The 16,255-nt window shown below is 46.5% G+C and carries 16 protein-coding genes; 13 read left to right on the forward strand and 3 right to left on the reverse strand.

Annotation, left to right across the window (positions count from 1 at the left end):
- Positions 1-32: 32 nt before the first annotated feature.
- The 10 genes from D479_RS04555 (at position 33) to D479_RS04600 (ending at position 10,152) form a co-directional block, all read left to right on the forward strand.
- Positions 33-1,364, forward strand: coding sequence for an extracellular solute-binding protein (locus tag D479_RS04555; protein WP_039870803.1), 1,332 nt, complete (start codon positions 33-35; stop codon positions 1,362-1,364).
- A gap of 93 nt (positions 1,365-1,457) precedes the next feature.
- Positions 1,458-2,351: a sugar ABC transporter permease gene (locus tag D479_RS04560; RefSeq protein WP_008634172.1), complete on the forward strand. Its 894-nt coding sequence runs from the start codon at positions 1,458-1,460 to the stop codon at positions 2,349-2,351.
- Between the two features lie 19 nt (positions 2,352-2,370).
- The gene (locus tag D479_RS04565) at positions 2,371-3,207 is read left to right on the forward strand and encodes a carbohydrate ABC transporter permease (RefSeq protein WP_008634174.1); all 837 of its coding nucleotides are present in this window, start codon (positions 2,371-2,373) and stop codon (positions 3,205-3,207) included.
- 14 nt (positions 3,208-3,221) lie between these two features.
- Positions 3,222-4,121, forward strand: a complete 900-nt coding sequence (locus tag D479_RS04570; RefSeq protein ID WP_026578181.1) for a MurR/RpiR family transcriptional regulator — start codon at positions 3,222-3,224, stop codon at positions 4,119-4,121.
- A gap of 18 nt (positions 4,122-4,139) precedes the next feature.
- Positions 4,140-5,543, forward strand: a complete 1,404-nt coding sequence (locus D479_RS04575) for an FAD-linked oxidase C-terminal domain-containing protein (RefSeq protein ID WP_008634177.1) — start codon at positions 4,140-4,142, stop codon at positions 5,541-5,543.
- Positions 5,536-6,828, forward strand: coding sequence for a (Fe-S)-binding protein (locus D479_RS04580; RefSeq protein WP_008634179.1), 1,293 nt, complete (start codon positions 5,536-5,538; stop codon positions 6,826-6,828). Before D479_RS04575 ends, D479_RS04580 begins: the two co-directional genes overlap by 8 nt.
- A gap of 103 nt (positions 6,829-6,931) precedes the next feature.
- On the forward strand, positions 6,932-7,618 hold the full coding sequence (locus tag D479_RS04585; RefSeq protein WP_008634181.1) for a response regulator transcription factor: 687 nt from the start codon (positions 6,932-6,934) through the stop codon (positions 7,616-7,618).
- Entirely contained in the window at positions 7,615-8,967 is a 1,353-nt protein-coding gene (locus tag D479_RS04590) for a HAMP domain-containing sensor histidine kinase (RefSeq protein ID WP_008634183.1), read from the forward strand. The genes D479_RS04585 and D479_RS04590 overlap by 4 nt, the downstream gene beginning before the upstream one ends.
- 33 nt (positions 8,968-9,000) lie before the next feature.
- On the forward strand, positions 9,001-9,543 hold the full coding sequence (locus D479_RS04595) for a PepSY domain-containing protein (protein WP_008634184.1): 543 nt from the start codon (positions 9,001-9,003) through the stop codon (positions 9,541-9,543).
- Positions 9,544-9,633: 90 nt separating this feature from the next.
- Complete coding sequence (locus D479_RS04600) at positions 9,634-10,152, forward strand: PepSY domain-containing protein (RefSeq protein WP_008634185.1); 519 nt, start codon at positions 9,634-9,636, stop codon at positions 10,150-10,152.
- Between the two features lie 32 nt (positions 10,153-10,184).
- Here the strand turns inward: D479_RS04600 and D479_RS04605 are convergent, their stop codons facing one another.
- The gene (locus tag D479_RS04605) at positions 10,185-11,042 is read right to left on the reverse strand and encodes an STAS domain-containing protein (protein WP_008634191.1); all 858 of its coding nucleotides are present in this window, start codon (positions 11,040-11,042) and stop codon (positions 10,185-10,187) included.
- A 264-nt stretch (positions 11,043-11,306) separates the two neighbouring features.
- Here D479_RS04605 and D479_RS04610 point away from each other — a divergent pair, with 264 nt between their 5' ends.
- The 3 genes from D479_RS04610 (at position 11,307) to D479_RS04620 (ending at position 13,589) form a co-directional block, all read left to right on the forward strand.
- Positions 11,307-12,095 carry a glutamine ABC transporter substrate-binding protein gene (locus D479_RS04610; protein WP_008634193.1) on the forward strand — a complete coding sequence of 263 codons (789 nt, stop codon included), beginning with the start codon at positions 11,307-11,309 and terminating at the stop codon, positions 12,093-12,095.
- A 115-nt stretch (positions 12,096-12,210) separates the two neighbouring features.
- Complete coding sequence (locus D479_RS04615) at positions 12,211-12,867, forward strand: amino acid ABC transporter permease (RefSeq protein ID WP_008634195.1); 657 nt, start codon at positions 12,211-12,213, stop codon at positions 12,865-12,867.
- Positions 12,867-13,589: an amino acid ABC transporter ATP-binding protein gene (locus D479_RS04620; protein ID WP_008634196.1), complete on the forward strand. Its 723-nt coding sequence runs from the start codon at positions 12,867-12,869 to the stop codon at positions 13,587-13,589. The genes D479_RS04615 and D479_RS04620 overlap by 1 nt, the downstream gene beginning before the upstream one ends.
- Before the next feature lie 124 nt (positions 13,590-13,713).
- On the opposite strand, the gene D479_RS04625 is transcribed toward D479_RS04620, so the two are convergent.
- Together D479_RS04625 and D479_RS04630 are read right to left on the reverse strand one after the other, a co-directional pair.
- Positions 13,714-14,685, reverse strand: a complete 972-nt coding sequence (locus D479_RS04625) for a sodium:calcium antiporter (RefSeq protein ID WP_008634197.1) — start codon at positions 14,683-14,685, stop codon at positions 13,714-13,716.
- 295 nt (positions 14,686-14,980) lie between these two features.
- Positions 14,981-16,192, reverse strand: coding sequence for a S8 family peptidase (locus D479_RS04630; RefSeq protein WP_008634198.1), 1,212 nt, complete (start codon positions 16,190-16,192; stop codon positions 14,981-14,983).
- Positions 16,193-16,255: the final 63 nt, after the last annotated feature.

The raw sequence follows: 16,255 nt of genomic DNA on the forward strand, positions 1-16,255 counted from the left end.
TGAACAAGTGGCGGAACGTTTCATCTTGGTGGATGATAGGTATTCTGTTTGTATTCGTGGTGCTGGCTGGATGTGCTCCAGGGGCAGGATCAGATGAGTCGAGCGAGGAGGACTCAGGAGATGGTTCAGGAGAGGAAAGTTCATCCGGAGAAATTTCCGGCGAGCTGGAAATCCAGTATTTTGTCGGAGGCTACGGGGATTCGTGGTGGAAAGAAGTCATTGCAGATTTTCAGGAAGAATACCCGGATGTGACCATTACAGAACATGCCGGACCGAACATTAACGAAGAAATGAGATCACGCTGGGTATCCGACGATCCGCCTGATGTCGTTTACATTGACGGTGCCGGTTCCAGTGAAACACAAATGGTGGAAGACGGGCAGTTGATGAATTTGTCGGAATGGGTGAGCGGTATAGAGTTGGAAGACGGTTCCAAGCTGAACGAAAGCTTTATCGTCGACCCGGCTGACTATGACGGCGATATTTACAGCCTTCCATTAGTCTTCGATACATGGGGAACGTGGTATGACAATGCTTGGTTTGAAGAAAAAGGCTGGGATGTTCCGAAAGATTTCCCTGGCTTTATGGAAACGATGAAGACGATCAAGGACGAAGAGGATATCGCACCGTTCGTTACAACCGGTCAATATCCATATTATTTCCTTCGTGGTGTCCTTTACCCGGCATTCGGTGCAGCCGGTGGGGATGAACTATTAACGGATGTCATCACAGGAAAAGAAGGTGCGTGGACGAGTGAGCCGGTGCTGGAAGTGATGAAGAATGTGGAGCAGATGCAGAAGGATGGGCTGATCGATCCTGGATTTGGTGCGCTCAATCATACACAGTCCCAAATGAACTTCCTTCTCCATGATAATGCATTTATCCCGGTTGGTTTCTGGCTGCCGAATGAAATGGCCAATGACACACCGGAAGATTTCGAATACGGATTTATTCCATCTCCAATGCAGGCAGAGGGTGAACCATATGCGATCGTACCGGATCTTCGCCCACTGGCGATCGCAGAGAAGGCCGAAAATCCGGAAGCTGCCAAAGCGTTCGTTGAGTTCGTGTTTACGAAGGAATATGCGAAGAGCTTTTCTGAGCATACCGGTGCAATTATGAACCTTCAGGGAGTCGACCTTTCTTCCAGTGAGGAAGTCCCGCCGTTTCTTATTGAAGCGAACGAGATGATTAACGATCCGGAGCAGGTTCAAATCTATCAGAAACCGCATCCGATGAGCTCTGAATTGGAAACGCCTGTAAGTAATTCGCTGGTCTCTCTCATGCTGGGTAATATTACTGCGGAAGAATTCGTGGAGGAAGCAGAAAAAGCAGCTGCGGAATATCGTAAGAGTCTCGAGTAGGAATTTCAGCGGAATGTGGAGGATTCACTCTTCTGCATTCCCTTTTTCTTCCTTTGTCCAAGAAAGAATCTGAAAGAGAAAGAGGTGGGAAGGATGGTCCAGTCGAAGCGGCAGAGATATTTGTTTTTGGCGTTCTGCCTTGTTCCGACGTTTCTTTTGTTTGCGGTTTTCACCCTTTATCCCTTGTTCAACGGGCTTTATTATTCATTATTTAAATGGTCAGGTTCCTCTTCGATTGCTGAATTTGTCGGCTTTGATAATTATCGCCGGTTGTTCAGTGATGGAATTATCCCTGATACGATCCTCCATGATTATTTCCTCGTCGTTACGAAGGTAATCGGCATCATGGTACTAGCGACGTTCTTCGCGGTTGCGTTGACTCAGTTGAAAATTAAAGAAGCACCATTTTATCGGATCGTATTTTTCTTCCCAAATATTATGTCCGTCGTCGTTATCGGTATTCTCTGGATGTTCATCTACAACCCAAGCCTTGGTTTGGTAAACTCGGGGCTTGAATTTATCGGTCTTGAAAGCCTGCAGCGTCCATGGCTTGGAAGTGAAGACTGGGCTCTGCCGAGTCTGGTACTGCCGTCGATATGGGCCGGTATCGGCTTGTTCATGCTTATGCTCATGGGAGGAATTTCGAACATTTCGAAGAGCTACTATGAAGCGGCGGAGATAGACGGTGCGACCGAGTGGCAGCAATTTTGGAAAGTAACGCTTCCACTTATATGGCCACAGATCAAAATTTCGATCCTTTATATCATAATCACAACATTGAACGGCTCCTTCATCATCGTCCAGGTCATGACCCAGGGTGGACCGAACAATTCGACACATGTGATGGGGTCCTATTTATATGAGCAGGCATTCGTCAAATACAATTTCGGTTACGGGGCTACAATCGGGGTAATGATATTGATTCTGTCCCTCGTGACGGTACTTATCCTGCAGTTTTTTATGAGGCGGGAGAAAGTAGAGTATTAAACGACAGGAGGGGAATACCGTGCACAAAGGCAGTTTTTTCTCACGGACGATCGTCCGTGTCCCACTGATCATCTGGTCCTTGGCCGTTCTGTATCCGATTTTCTGGATGATTCTTGGTGCGTTCAAGTCGAATGCGGAGATATACCGAAATCCATGGGGGATTCCGGAGAGCTTCTCGTTTTCCAACTTCGTGGACGCCTGGAGTAACTATAATATAGATACAAGCGTATTCAACAGCTTCCTTGTCACAGGGCTTGGAGCGACGCTTACGTTAATGATGGCGATTCCGACATCTTATGCGCTCGAACGGATGGTTTTCCGTGGGAACCGTGTCTTGTTTACTTTATACATTTCTGCGATGATGATCCCAATGGTACTCGGATGGATTCCGTTGTTTTTCCTGCTCATGCAGCTGAATCTGCTTGATAACATCTTCGGATTGAGCATTGTCTATGCTGTCAGCCAACTGCCATTCAGCATTTTCGTACTTACGAGTTTCATGGCCACGATCCCAAAATCATTGGAAGAAGCGGCAGCTATCGACGGGATGTCTCCTTACGGTGTCTTGTGGAAAGTGATCACGCCGTTGTCTACTACCGGAATTATTACCGTAACGATTATGAATATGATTCAGTTCTGGAATGAATATTTTATGGCATTGATTTTTCTCCAGACAGAAGAAAACTATACATTGGCACTGGCTATTGACTTTATTAGTAACGAAACCCAGTATACCAATGCCTGGGGAACATTATTTGCGAGTCTCGTCATCGCTATCATTCCGGTCATCGTTCTTTATGCGATTTTCCAACGCCGGATTGTGAAAGGGATGACGGAAGGAGCTATTAAAGGATAAGAGTGGTGATGATCATGAAAGCTTCGCTTACAGGCGGTCTAGTCATGCTTAAAGAAATGAAGGATAAATTACCTCCTTCAGAAAGAAAAATTGCGGGCTTCATTCTGGATCAGCCGCATGAAGCGATACACTGCACAGCGTCTCAGCTCGGGGAGTTGAGTTCAACAAGCAGCGCGGCTGTCATCCGCCTCTGCAAATCACTTGGTTTAAAGGGGCTTCAGGAGTTGAAACTTCGAATCTCCGGTGACCTGCAGAAGAAACCGGAGGAACAGTACCGGGATATTCAGCCCGGAGAGCCTTCGGATTTAATTGTAGAGAAAGTAACTAACAACAGTGTGCAGGCAATTAAGGAAACCACCGAGCTGGTCGATTACAAGACCCTGTCTGAAGCCATAAAGTTTTTGAAAAATGCCGAGAGAATTCATTTTTTCGGTGTTGGTGCGTCGGGCATTATTGCTCAGGATGCCCAACAGAAGTTCATGCGCATGAATAAGGCTACTTCGGCATTCAACGATTTACATAATGCTGCCATGAACATCGCGAACGTTTCTGACCGGGATGTGGTTTTCGGTATTTCCTTCTCCGGGGAGACATACGAAACAGCCAAAGTTATGGAAATTGCTAAACGAAAAGGAGCCAAAACGATCAGCCTCACAAGATATGGACAGTCTCCGGTTACAGCCTGTGCTGATGTTTCGCTGTATATATCCGCCTCTAGAGAGATTCCAGCACCTTTCCGCAGCGGTGCTACATCCTCGCGGCTTGCCCAGCTCCACATGATCGATATTCTTTTTGTCAATCTTGTCACAGAACAATGGGGAGAAGCATCGGATTACTTTGAGGAAATAACCGAAGTCATTAATGATTTGAAAGGAAAGCCGTCTCTGAAAAACGTCAAATCTATGAAGCAATGACCAGGGAGGTTGGATAGAATGAAAGATTGGTTGAGGGAACTCCAGCAGATTCTGCCGGAAGAAAGAATTCTCACATCGGCCGCCGATCGTTACAGCTACAGTTTTGACGCATCCTTCGGTGAATATATGCCCGAAGCCGTCGTCCAGGTGAAGAAGAAAGAGGAAGTAGCAGCTGTCTTGAAGGTGGCGAACCGCTGTCGTGTACCGGTTTATCCAAGGGGATCGGGTACTTGTCTAAGTGGCGGTCCTCTTCCTGTCTATGGAGGAATCGTTCTTGATATGTCCCAATGGCCTGCGGTGATCGAAATGCAGCCTTATGATTTGACTGTAGACGTTACGCCGAGTGTGAAGACCGTGGATATTAATGCGGAGGCTGCGGAGCATGGTTTAATGTACGCTCCTGATCCAAGCAGTGCTCATGTTGCGACAATCGGCGGCAACCTTGCGGAGAATTCCGGCGGGCCCCGGGGCTTGAAGTATGGTGTGACGAAGGATCACGTTCTCGGCCTTGAAGTAGTGACACCGGAGGGGGAAATAATCAGAACCGGTGGCCGGACGATTAAGAACGTGACAGGTTTCGATCTTACGAAGCTGATAGTCGGGTCGGAAGGAACGCTTGCGGTCATTGTCGGAGCGACCTTGAAGCTGATGCCGAAACCGAAAGCTGTACAAACGATGATGGTCGCATTCCAAGAGGTGAGGAAAGCAGGAGAGGCGATTTCACGGACGCTCACTTCCGGGATTCTACCAGCTAAGATGGAATTTATGGACCAGGCCTGTATCGTCGCTGTCGAGAACTTCCAGCCTGTCGGTCTTCCCGTCGATGCTGCTGCCATCGTCATCATTGAGCTTGACGGTCATCCGGAAACGCTTCGGGTGGAACGCGGGCTTGTCGAAGAAATCATGCTGGATGTCGGTGCTGTGGAAATCATCATCCCTAAAACCGAAGAGGAAGCAGCTGCCATCTGGCACGCAAGAAAACAAGTATCCCCTGCAATCGCCAAAATCAAACCGACCAAAGTCTCGGAAGACGCTACCGTTCCCAGAAGCAAAATTCCTGACTTCATCGACCGGTTACATACAATAAAAGAAAAATATCAAGTCGAAGTTGTCGCATTCGGACATGCAGGAGATGGAAACCTCCACCCAAATGTACTATGTGACAAAAGGGATAAGGAAGAGATGAAGCGTGCAGAAGCTGCAGTGGAAGCCATGTTTGAAGCTGCACTGGAACTCGGAGGTACATTGTCAGGAGAACACGGGATAGGCACGATGAAAGCTCCCTTCATGGAGGCAGAGCTCGGAGCAGTCGGTCTTGAGATGATGAAACGCATCAAGGACAGTTGGGACCCGAATGGAATTCTTAACCCGGGAAAGATCTTTCCAGAGAAGGGTCAGAAGCTGGTGTTGACAGATGAGTGAACAATTGAAAGAAAGGTTGTCCTATGACAGGACCATTGATTGTGTCCAGTGCGGCTATTGCCTCCCAGCCTGTCCGACATATGAAACGATGGAGAAAGAAACGCACTCGCCAAGGGGAAGGATCAATCTGATTAAAATGGTGGCAGAAGGAAAAGCGGCAGTAGAGGAATTGAAAGAACCGATTGAGAAATGCCTTGGCTGTATGGCCTGTACAGTCGTCTGTCCCACTAACGTCCAGTACGGAGAGCTTTTGGAAAGTGCAAAGACGGTCATGGAAGAAGAAACAGGAAAGCCCCGCCCGCAAAGATGGATGGAAAGCTTCTTATACAAGGAGTTTTTTCCTTCCTCGAAGTGGATGGATTTCCTGGGAAATGCGGCGTGGCTCTATCAGAAGACGGGGATACAGAAAGCAGCTGGTCATTTCGGGCTCCTGAAGCGTATTTCCGAGCCGCTTGGACAGATGGAATCGGTGCTCCCGGCCATGCCGCCGCCGAATCTGCGTAAGCAGAGAGCGAATCGCTATGTAAGGATGCGCCCGGCTAAAGCTAAGGTTGGGTTTTTTAGAGGATGTATCATGGACAGCGTTTTTTTTGAATCCAATGAAAATACGCTCGAACTGCTCCTGCGAAGTGGAGCAGAGATCGTTATTCCTGAGCTGCAGACGTGCTGTGGGGCCCTTCATGGTCACTCCGGAAAAAAGGAAGAGGCGACGGAGCTGGCCAAGAGAAATATAGAAGCATTTGAGGAAGAGAACTTCGATTATATTGTGAATAATGCAGGAGGATGCGGAGCACGTTTAATCGAATATGCCACTCTTTTTGAAGAAGGAACAACATGGCACAAGCGGGCTCTCCAATTTACACATCGGGTGAAAGACATATCGGAAGTATTGGTGGAGATGGACGGCCTTATCTTTAATAAGTCGTTGGATGTGGCAGTTACTTATCAGCCATCCTGTCATTTGAGAAATGTTCAGAAGGTGACGAACGAACCCATCGATCTCTTAAAGCGTATTCCGGGGCTTACCTTAAAAGAGCTGGATCGACCGGAGTTCTGCTGCGGATCTGCGGGGGTATATAACATTGTCAACTATGAAGAGGCGATGGATATCCTGGATGTTAAAATGAAGGACGTTTGTCAGACGGGGCCGGACAGGATCATAACGTCCAACCCAGGCTGCCTCCTGCAGATGAAGCTTGGTGTCGAAAGGGAAGGAAAGAGTGGGGTGATGGATTCGGTTCACATCGTCGATCTGCTGATGGAAGCGGATCCGCTCCCGAAATAGTTTAAAGGCGATTCGTTTATCGAATCGTCTTTTCTTATGCGCGTTGATGGGTATGTCTGCTAGAATGATGCTAAACAATAAAAGGGAAAGAGGGATGAAGGTGATGAAAGCGGATATTCTCGTTATTGAAGATGAACAGAAAATTGCGCGTGTGCTTGAAATCGAACTCGAGTATGAAGGTTACACCGTGACAAAGGCACACGATGGAGCGGAGGGGATGGACCTTTTCCGTTCGAAGTCCTGGGACCTGGTTCTCCTTGATGTCATGCTTCCAAGTATGAGCGGTACCGATGTGCTGAAGCGAATAAGAAAGGGAGATACGGCAACTCCTGTAATTATGCTGACGGCTAAAGATAACGTCGAAGATAAAGTGACAGGGCTGGACCTTGGCGCAAACGATTATGTGACCAAGCCGTTTGATTTTGAAGAATTATTAGCAAGAATTCGAGCTGCTCTACGCTTCAAACCTGCTGATGAAACAGGCGAGCCGGGTTTGTCTCTTGCGGATCTTAAAGTAAATGAATCGACACATGAGGTGAGCCGCGGAGAGGATAAGATCGATTTGACCGCTAAAGAATTCGCGCTGCTCGTTTATTTATTGAAGAACAAGCGGCAGGTCTTGAACAGGGAGCAGCTTCTCGACGGGGTGTGGGGCTATGACTACTATGGAGATACGAATATCGTGGACGTCTATATTCGTTATCTTCGTAACAAAATGGACAAGAACTATGAACCGAAGCTGCTGCACACCGTCCGGGGCGTCGGTTATGTGTTAAAGGATCTGCGATGAAATTATCGAATAAAATCCACGTCTACACCACAATGCTGTTCACTGTCTTACTGGTCCTGATCAGCCTGTCTGTTTATTTCACGTTCAGCCATATCAGTTACGACAGCGACTTGGAACAAACGCGTCTCGAGGCAGAGCGTATCGCTGCCGGTATCAACGAACAGGAGAGCACTTCCCTGTCCACAGACCTTCTCAGGGCTTATGTACCGGCAAACGGTATGATTAGAATCATACGCCGAAACGGACAAGCGGAAACGGTGGCGGCAGGCAGTCAGCAGGACCTCGCTGATCAGGAGTACCGGTATTATCAGGGAGAACAGGTGGAAGTAGAGAAATACGACGAAACACCTCACGCTGTAGCTGCTGTTCCGGTTCTCTGGATGAATGGAGAAGTGGCGTCTCTGCAATTGACGCAGAGTCTTGCTTCAACGTCGTCCAACTTAGAAGTTTTAAGACTAGTGCTTTTGGTCGTTACCATTCTTGCTATCCTTCCACTTTTTCTTTCTGCGCGCATCCTTAGCAACCTAATAACGAAGCCGATCGTATCGCTTACCGATACGATGCAGGAAATCAGGGGAAGTGGAGAGTTCAAGCAGATTGAGACAGAGAAGCAGTCCAAGGATGAACTTGATCAGATGGCGGATGCCTTTAATCAAATGATCATACAGCTCGAGCGAAATTATGAACGTCAAGAGCAGTTCGTATCCAACGCATCCCATGAATTGAAAACACCATTGACTGTTATTGAATCCTATTCCAGCTTACTGAAACGTCGTGGGAATAAAGACGAGAAACTCTTCCGTGAATCTATAGAGGCAATCTATTCTGAGGCGAAGCAAATGAGAGCACTGACTCAGCAGCTGCTTTTATTGGCGAAACAAGAGGAGCACTGGAATGTGAAGAAGGAGAATATACCGCTGGTTTCGTTACTTGAGTCAACGGTAGTCTCCTTTGAAAAAGCCTATAGTCGACAGGTGCGCTTACTTTCAGATAGTGCCGTAACCGTATATACAGACGAACAGAAGCTGAAGCAGCTGCTTTATATCTTAATGGACAATGCAAAAAAATACAGCGACGAAGCAATCGCTGTTTTTGTCAAACAGCACAGTAGTAAGGTCATTATCGATGTGGTTGATGAAGGGATTGGAATGACGGGTCAGGAACTTGAACACGTGTTCGACCGATTCTATCAGGTTGATCAATCCCGCTCGGAAGGATATGGCCTTGGGTTATCCCTTGCACAGGAGCTTGCCGAGGCAATTGGGGCGGAACTGAAGTTGACGAGTATTAAAGGGAAAGGCACGACGGCTTCAATAATCCTTGCCCATTCTCAGAAGAATCTCAGATAACTCCTATACAATGAGAAGAACAGGAGGGATCCTATGTCAAAATTATGGAAGTTATTGTTGTCAACAGTCGGCCTGCTCCTTTTCCTTCTCCTTGGCTGGCAGATGATTAATGACCGTTCCAGTGCAGAGCCATTAACTGATAACGATGTCCGCACGAAAGTGGAAGACCAGTACAGTGGAGAAGTGAGCCGAATAATAGCTGAGGATGACCACTATACAGCCACTGTTCAAACAGCTGCAGGGACGTATGAAGTCACGGTGCTGAAAGTAGATGGAAGTATTGCCAATGTGCAGAGGGTCGCTGGAAGCGACACTGCAGATCAACAGCAGAAGGAAGAGTCGTCTGACCCACCTGAGGAAAACAGTCCATCCTCTGAAACTAAGACAATTTCCGAGCAGGAAGCGGAAAGGCTAGCATTAGCGGAAGTAGACGGAGAGGTAGATGACGTGGACCTCGAAGAGAATGACGGAACTATCTATTATTTAGTAGAAATTGAACAAAAGGATGAGCGAGAAGCAACCGTCCAGGTACACGCCGTGACAGGAGAGGTCATGTCCGTGAGTTGGGACGATTAATCGGTTCTCATGAAATTCTCATTTTATACTCCATTTGTTCTCATCTTGCCTGGATATAGTGTAAGTAGATAAAACAAAGGAGGAAACAAAATGAAGAAAACATGGATGATTTCTGGAGTGGCAGGGGTAATGATTCTGGGCGGTGCATTCGGTGTCAGTGCGGTAAGTAACGATGGTCAATGGTCTGATAAGAACGTCAAAGTATCCCAGAAACAGGCAGAAGATACGGCGGTTAAAGAAGTGGAAGGTTTGGAAATCACTAAAGTAGAAAAAGATGTAGACGACGGTGTACAGAAGTATGAAGTGAAAGGAATGACCAAAGACGGCCAGGAAATGGACGTAGACATTCACGCAGAATCCGGAGAAGTGTTGGAAGTGGATCGTGAGGATTCGGACAGTGATTCTGATCAAGTATCCGCAGCTGATTTGAAGGTGGACCAAGCGACTGCTGAAAAGACTGCAGAACAGGAAACCGGCGGGACCATTACAGAATCAGAGGTTGATGACGGCCACTTTGAATTCGAGCTTGTCGATGATACCCACGAATACGATGTTACGGTGGATGGACAAACAGGAGAAGTCATTGAATATGAAAAGGAAAAGAAATAATAAAAAGAAAAACCTCGTCCAGTGACGAGGTTTTATTGTTTCTCTACTAAAGAAAATCCGATAGACGAGAGAGCTGCTTCCAAATTAACAACGGTTCTCGCTTTTAGTTTGTTGAACTTTACATTTTCCACTTCGCGCTGGGCGATCGCCGGGGTAATACCTGTCATTAGTGCTTCAATTCCCATTAATTCCAGGGAATGAACGAGCTTCGCCAGCACGTCCGGGAAAAGATCATCCAAAATGACCAGCCCGGACAAATCAATGATGAAATAATCAATGTCCTTCTCCGCCCCGTATCGAAGGGTAGTGTCCATAATCTTTTTCGCCCGTCGTTCATCAATAATTCCTTGGATAGTCAAAATCGATACACCCTTTGTAATCGGTATGATCGGGACATTTAGCAAAGCCATATTATACTGCGTTTGATCCAATTCGATTATATGGGAGAGAACGTCAGCGATAGATTTCAGGAAACGAATGTCTTCCTGCTCAAATACCTTTTCCTCGGAATCCATTACACAAAGGGTACCGAACGTGTTGCCATCAACATCCGTAAGCTCCACGCCGAGAAACCCTCTTTTGCGCAGCTCATCCGTAACTGCCAAGTCTTTCGTCCGTGCTTCCTGCATTAAATTTTCTGTGGTCATTGCTTTATTGCGGCTGTTTAATATAAACCGACAGTATGTACCTCCGTAATCCACCGTATATCCCTCGTTGATGATACCTTCATCTCTGTTATAAGAACTAAGCACAGTCATGGTTGTATCATCTTTTTTAGCAATATAGGCAGTTTGGACGTCCAGATGTTCGCTGATAATATGGAACATTTTCCTGGAAGCGGTCCTTAAGGACTGGAAATCTGTCGTATCCAACTTGTACTCGTTAGGCATGATTACCCTTCCTCTATTAGAAATTAAAAGTCCAATATTCCCCACTACCCTTTGGTGAAATCTTTAAACGACTTTTTTTGACTTTTTTTAGTTTAATAACGAGGAAAGCCGATGAAAAAGTCGTAAATATGAGAAAAATGTCTTCCTGACATCTAAATTAGGTGAATATCCAATAATAAGGCTGAAAACAAATAATTCAGAAAATTTTAATTATTATTTATATTTGAGATAATGGGGAAGCGATCTTTCATAAGGGGGAGAAAAATGAAAAAGAAGTGGGTCTTATTAATTACGATTTTTGCTATGGTATCTATTCTTGCCGCTTGTGGCGGGGATGAAGATGCTTCCGGCGACTCTGGTGAAACGTACACCGTCGCTACCGATAACAACTTCGTTCCGTTTGAGTTTATGAATGAAGAGACAGGCGAAATGGAAGGCTTCGATATCGATCTTATTAAAGCGGTCGCAGATGAAGCAGGTTTCAACGTGGATATCGAATCCATGAAATTTGATGGTGTCGTAGCGGGCATGCAGTCCGGCCGCTATGATATTGGTATTGCCGGTATGACAATTACGGAAGAGCGTAAAGAATCGATTGCTTTCTCCGATCCATACTATGATGCCGGCTTAATGATAGCAGTCAATGGAGATAACGAAGAAATCCAATCGGAGGATGACCTTGCTGGTAAAAAGGTGGGAACTCGTTCCGGTACGACCAGTGAAACATATCTGAAAGAGAACCATCCGGATGCCGAGCTCGTTACGTTCCCCGGCATTGTTGAAGCGTATTTGGATTTGGAATCCGGTCGTTTAGATGCCGTCATGTACGATGTGCCAAACGTACAGTATTATGTGGCAAACGATGCAGAGAATTTGAAGACCGCTGGAGATATTCTCCAGGGAGAGCAGTACGGGATAGCCTTTCCGAAGGACTCCGAGCTTGTAGAAGATGTGAATGAAGCGCTCCAGACGTTGATTGACAACGGAACGTATGACGACATTTATGAAGAGTGGTTCGGAGAGCGTAAATACGGAACGGAATCATCAGAGTAACAGACACTATTATGACCAAGCTGATCAAGAGGAGCGTAACAAGTGGCCGGCTTGTTACGCTTTCTTTAACGTACGGCATCGACTGAATTACAAAACTTAAGGAGCGGTCTCTCATATGGAGTTTATAACAGAATCCCATTATTACCGTGTCATGCCTTTCCTGCTTGAAGGTCTGGTATGGACATTGATCATAACATTCGTCGGTCTGATTTTCGGTTTTATCCTGGGCGCAGTTTTCGGCTTTGCCCGTCTTTCCAAGAACAAACTGGTGTATGGCATTGCTACCGTCTACGTCGAAGCCGTTCGCGGGACGCCGATTCTTGCACAGATATTATTCATTTATTTCGGGATATCTGATTTGACAGGAATCAACATCGATAAAATCACTGCATCTATCATTGCGATCGCTATCAATGCAGGAGCTTATATTGCTGAAATCGTCCGCGGTGCCGTTTACTCCATTGATAAGGGACAGGAAGAAGCGGGGCGTTCCATCGGCCTGACGAGAAACCAAACGATGCGGTACATTATTTGGCCGCAAGCTTTCAGGCGAATGATTCCGCCTCTCGGTAACCAATTCGTGATAAGTCTGAAAGATACTTCTTTATTCTCTGTCATAGCCGTAGGGGAGCTGTTGTATATGGGGCAGCAATACTACGGAATGACCTTTCAGCCGTTTCAGGCACTGACGATGGTTTGTGTGATGTACTTGATCATCACTGTACCAACAGCTGTTTATTTAAGGAGAGTGGAAAGGAGACTGGACGTCTGATGATTACTGTGAAAGATTTACATAAATCGTTTGGTTCCAACGAAGTACTGAAAGGAATTAACACAGAAATCGATGAAAAAGAGGTCGTATGTGTCATAGGACCATCTGGATCGGGGAAAAGCACCTTCCTTCGCTGTTTGAACCTCCTGGAAGAAGTGACGTCGGGGGATGTGTATATTGAGGGTGATAATCTTACGGATTCTAAAGTGAATATCAATGATGTGCGATCACGGGTTGGGATGGTATTCCAACACTTTAACTTATTTCCACATAAGACCGTTCTTGAGAATATAACGATCGGTCCAATGAAAGTGAAAAAGATGAAGAAAGCAGCGGCTGAGGCAATTGCCCGTCCCCTGCTGGAGAAAGTCGGCTTGGCCGATAAGGCGAATGTTTATCCGGAGAGTCTTTCCGGTGGACAAAAGCAGCGGGTAGCCATTGCCCGGTCTTTGGCTATGGAGCCGAAAATTATGTTGTTTGATGAGCCGACATCGGCCCTCGATCCTGAACTCGTCGGTGATGTCCTTGCTGTTATGAAGGAGCTTGCGAAAGAAGGGATGACGATGGTCGTCGTGACTCATGAAATGGGATTCGCAAGGGAGGTTGGAGATAGGGTGTTGTTCATGGATGAAGGTATCATCATGGAAGAGGGACTGCCTGCAGATATTTTCAGCAACCCTCAAAACCCAAGGACACAGGAATTTTTAAGCAAAGTTTTATAGCATTTCAAAAACATGCGTAAGAGTAGGGAGAAGTATCGGGTGTATTGCCGCCCGATATTTCTCCCTTTCTGTTCTTTCTCTAGAACGTAAGAAAAGACACAGGGAGACTGTGTCTTTTCTGCGGTCAAAATAGATTGTAAGAAGTAATGAAGTACATCAGAATTATTAAAAGCGATGGCGCTGCATAATAAAAACTATTGGTTCGCGGCTTGCGTCCGATCGTCAAAACGGTCAACAAAAGCATGGCTACGCTCAACAGCGCAATCGGAAGGTGAGAAGAGCTTAAAACGGTCAGAATTGCTCCTTTTGTATAGAAAACATCCGTTACTGCAAGAAGCTGTAAGTTGAACAGGTTACTCCCGAGGATTGACCCCACGGCCATCCCGTAATTAGCCATTCGAAATGCAACGAGGACGGTCACCAATTCAGGAAGCGAAGTGGAAGCAGCTATGAGGAAACTTCCTACGAAGCTTGAACTCATTCCTGTCTGCTGGGCTAGCTGGTCTCCGAAGATCGACAAGGCACTACCTGCTGCAAAAACAACGACGGCTGCAACACCGAAGCCGATACTGGCCCCTTTAAGCGTATAATCTTTGCCTGCGGCGGCAGCCTCGTCCATCTCCTCTTCTTCCTCTTCGGAGTTCCCGAAGAATTTCATCGTAACCACATAGAGGGCAACGAGGACGAACATTTCCCATCCAATATGGAGAAGTGACGCTTGAAACGGAAGAATAAGGGACAGAACGACAACCATTGTGAGAACGATTCCTGCAATGGCAGAAGGCAGGTGCTGCTTCTGATTGATGGTGTTAAACATTCTTTTTCTCCGGTAAATCATATCGACGACAGCAAGGATTAATAGATTGAACGTATTACTTCCAAGCATGTTTCCGACGGCGATGTCGGGGTTGTCAATATAGACGGCCGTTAAGCTTGTTGTCAGCTCAGGCAGGGATGTTGCTCCTGCTATAAGAAAAGTACCGACAACAGCACCGCTGAGCGAAGACTTTCGACTGATCACATCTCCGAAACGGTTTAATTGGACTGCCGCATACACGACAATCACAGCGGATAAGGCAAATAAGAAAAATACCAAAGTAAATCCTCCTTTTGATAACTTTCAGAGCCTTGATCACAAAAAAACAGACCTCGGCCCTGATGGCCAAGGTCTTGCGTACTAGTTGATAGTTTGATGGACCGAGTGCCGCAGCACTGGAATGACGATCCAACAATCCGTATTATACGGCCGCTACTCCCCTTGTTGATTCTAATATAGCCGAGGTAGAAGTCGGCGTCAATAGATAAGTGTCGATACCCACTGTACAATCGTCTCTAAATTAAAAAGAGCCTCAAGTTTCCTTGAGGCCCTACGGAGGCTGTTAAGAATCCGTTTAATAGTTTACGGCGTTATAAGAGTTGATCAACCCGTGCTGGAAGTAAGAACCTGTCCCGCTGATCGGATCCGCTGTTTGTTCGATTGCTGCCCGTATATTGCTGTTTGAACGTCCTTGAGAAGCAAGGAGTCCTGCAAGTCCGGCAACGTGTGGCGAAGCCATGGACGTTCCGGAAAGGTAGGCGTACCCTCCATTAGGAACGGTGGATGCAATGTCTACACCAGGAGCGGTGACGTCCACCCATGTTCCATAGTTTGAAAAGGAGGCTTTACGATTATATCGGTCGACAGCTCCGACCGCGATCACATTATCATAGGATGCCGGCTCGAACGTCGTTCTTACTCCGTCGTTTCCAGCAGCAGCGATAATGACAGATCCTTTATTCCATGCATAATTCACAGCGTCTTCGAGTGTTTGGGTATCACAATTACATCCGAGGGAAAGGTTAATGACTTCTGCCCCTTGATCAGCAGAATAGCGGATGGCGTTGGCGATATTGTTCAATGAGCCGCTGCCATTGGCATCTAAGGCGCGGACGGCAAGGATTTTAGTATTGGGAGCCATTCCTGCGACACCGCTTCCGTTGTTCGTCTGTGCTGCAGCTGTCCCTGCTACGTGAGTACCGTGATTATTCAAGTCCATCGGATCATAGTCATTATCAACGAAATCATAGCCCTTTATCGTTTTGTTTTTTAGATCAGGATGGTTATAGTCTACTCCGGAGTCTACGATGGCAATTTCCTGGTTACTGCTCCCCCGGGTGATATCCCAAGCGGCTTCGGTGTTCGTGTTCTGAGGTCCATATTGATAGCCGGAGTAGTAGGTGTCATTCGGCGTCCATGTGACATCGAATATGTAGTTAGGTTCTGCGTATTCGACATTCGGGTTATTGTTCAAGGCTTTTACGACTGCATCCACGTTGCCGACTTCGAGAACTTTCACATTTGAATCAACGACCTTTTTTTCTTCCTTCGCTTTTTCTGCACCGAAGGCTTGAAGCTGTTTGCTGCTCAACGTTTTCCCTTCTTTGAATTTAACGACGACTTCTCCTTTAACGTAGTCCCCTTTTTGGACATCTGTCTGTACCTTCATTTCTTTCTTCAATGGTTCCGGCGTCTGATCGGCGAAGACTTGTCCTGTTGTCGGAATCAGTGCAAGACTTGCAGCCAGGGATAAGGTTGCTAATTTCTTAAACTTTTTCAACTTCATGAAACATTCCTCCTTGATAAGATATATATAAGTAATTCGAAAGAATCAGGAAAAACCCTCTCA

Origin of the sequence: Halobacillus sp. BAB-2008, from assembly GCF_000328325.1 — a bacterium.
GTDB lineage: Bacteria > Bacillota > Bacilli > Bacillales > Halobacillaceae > Halobacillus.